This window comes from Nonomuraea mesophila (assembly GCF_004352805.1).
GTDB lineage: Bacteria > Actinomycetota > Actinomycetes > Streptosporangiales > Streptosporangiaceae > Nonomuraea > Nonomuraea longispora.
The window spans coordinates 1-2,216 of sequence record NZ_SMLD01000357.1; the positions used below are offsets into that span (position 1 = coordinate 1).

The 2,216-nt window shown below is 72.1% G+C and carries 1 protein-coding gene; it reads left to right on the top strand.

The window, feature by feature from the left end:
* Positions 1-656: 656 nt before the first annotated feature.
* A complete protein-coding gene (locus tag E1295_RS47960) occupies positions 657-1,850 on the top strand; it encodes a winged helix-turn-helix domain-containing protein (RefSeq protein WP_132642036.1) in 1,194 nt (397 codons plus the stop codon).
* Positions 1,851-2,216: the final 366 nt, after the last annotated feature.

The following is a 2,216-nucleotide window of genomic DNA, read 5'->3' on the forward strand; positions in this document are numbered from 1 at the left end:
AGCTTCTCCGCGCACCTCTCGCCTCCCCCGGACGCCTCCCGGCTCTCCCGACCCGCCTCCCCAGGCGCTCCGGGCTCTCCCCGGACCTCGACTCTCCCGGGCGTCTCTGGGCTCTCCCGGACCTCACTCCCCCGGCCTCGGCTCTTTCCCCGGGCACGTAACGGATCCCTCCCCTCCCGGGTGCGTGGGCACGTCTCAGCTTCTCCCCGGGCGTGTCTCAGCCCTCTCTCCCCGGGCACCCCGACGCTCCCCCGGATGTCTCCCAACTCCCCTCGGGCATCTCGACTCCTCCCGGGCGTGTAACGGTTCTCTCCCCTGGTGCGTGGGTGCGGCCTCAGATTCCCCAGGCACGTCCCGTCGCCCCCTCCCCCCGACGTGAGCACGGCGTGTCGCGCCATTCCCGCCCAGCGTCCCAACGTCGCCCGCGTGGCATGACGTGACCACTTCCGACAATCGTCCTGCCAGGTCACACCCTCGGCATGCCGCTGTGGCTCCACCTCTTACAATCCTTGAGCACGAACGGAAGACCTCGCCCGGCACAGCCTCAGGCGACGGGCTTAGAGGTCCTCGTCCTCGCATCGGCGGTCCGGGCGGGCGGGGTTTGTCGGTGGCCGCCGCTAGATTGCTCGCATGCACCGCCGTACGGAAATGCAGACATGACCCCCATACCGGATCTGACCGCCGACGAAGCGCGCCGGGTCATCCTGCGGGCCCAGGGCTTCGCCGGCGCCGACGCACGCAAGGGTGGGGTGCACGCCATGCTGCGCAGGCTCGGCGCCGTGCAGCTCGACACGATCTCGGTCCTCGCCCGCTCCCACGAGCTGGTCGCCTACGCCCGCCTGGGCGCGATCGGCAGGTCCAAGGTCGAACGGGCATACTGGCACGACCCCGCCCAGAGCTTCGAATACTGGTGCCACGCGGCCTGCATCCTGCCCATCGAGCACTGGCCGCTCTACTCGTTCCGGCGCCGTGCCTACCGCGAGCGGCGCTTCCGCTGGCACGAGGTCCCCGACGACGTCGACAAGCTGCTGGAGAAAGTACGCGAGTCGGGCCCGCTGACGACGTCCGACGTGGGCGGCGCCAAGAACGGCGGCCCGTGGTGGGACTGGTCCGACTCCAAGATCGGCCTGGAGTGGCTGCTCGACATCGGCGAGCTGGTCTGCACCCGCCGGGTCGGCTGGCGGCGGGTCTACGACCTGGCCGAGCGGGTCATCCCCGCCGACCTGCTGGGCGAAGACCTGTCCGACGAGGAGTGCATCACGCGCCTGGCCGCCATCGCGGGCCGCTCGCTGGGCGTGGCCAACCGCACCGACCTGATCGACTTCCTCCGGCTCAAGGGCCGCTACGCCGCGATCCTCGACGAGGTGCTGCTCAGCGGGGCCGCGGGGCTCTCACCCGTGACCGTGACGGGCTGGCCGGGCAAGAAGGGCCACGCCAACGCCTGGGCCGATCCGGTCGCCCTGGCATCCGATCCGCGTGGCCGCCACCGCACGACGCTGCTGTCGCCGTTCGACTCGCTCATCTGGCACCGGGGCCGCACCGAGCGCGTCTTCGGGTTCCGCTACACGCTGGAGCTCTACGTCCCCAAGCACAAGCGTGTACACGGCTATTTCACGATGCCGGTGCTGGCGGGCGGCCGGCTGATCGGCCGGGTCGACCCGGCGCGCGAGGGCGCCACCCTGGTGGCCAGGCAGCTCAGCCTGGAGCCCGGCCTCTCCTCCGCCAAGTGGGGCGACGCCGTGCGCGAGGCCCTGTGGTCGGCGGCCGACTGGGTGGGTTGCGACTCCGTCCGCGTCGAACGCGCCGACCCTCCTGAACTCGCGCCGATCCTGACCACGGCCCCACGGTGAGCTGAGCCTTCGTGGCGGGTGAACCGTGCTGCGGCCGGGACCGTCCGTGGGCGGCGGCAGCGGGCCGCACTTCAGGCAGCAATCGGGAACAGGCCGAGCGGGCACCGCGACAACACGGGCGTCAACCTGCGCCGTGACCGAGCGGGCCGAGCTGGCTGCGCCGAGACCGGAGCGGGGTCGTGCCACTGCCCCACGGCGGAAGCGGGGCCTGCTGCTGCGCCACAGCCCATGCGAGGGACTGCTGCGCCGGGGCCGGAGCGGGCCGAGCTGGCTGCGCCGGGGCCGGAGCGGGCTTGGCTGCTGCGCCACACAGGAACGGGGGTTACTGCGCCGCAGCGGAAAGCGGGGCCTGTTGCGGTGCCGGGG

What these genes read in the sequence shown, in the direction of transcription:
- E1295_RS47960 (WP_132642036.1), top strand. Translation starts at nt 657, where the DNA reads ATGACCCCCATACCGGATCTGACCGCCGACGAAGCGCGCCGGGTCATC.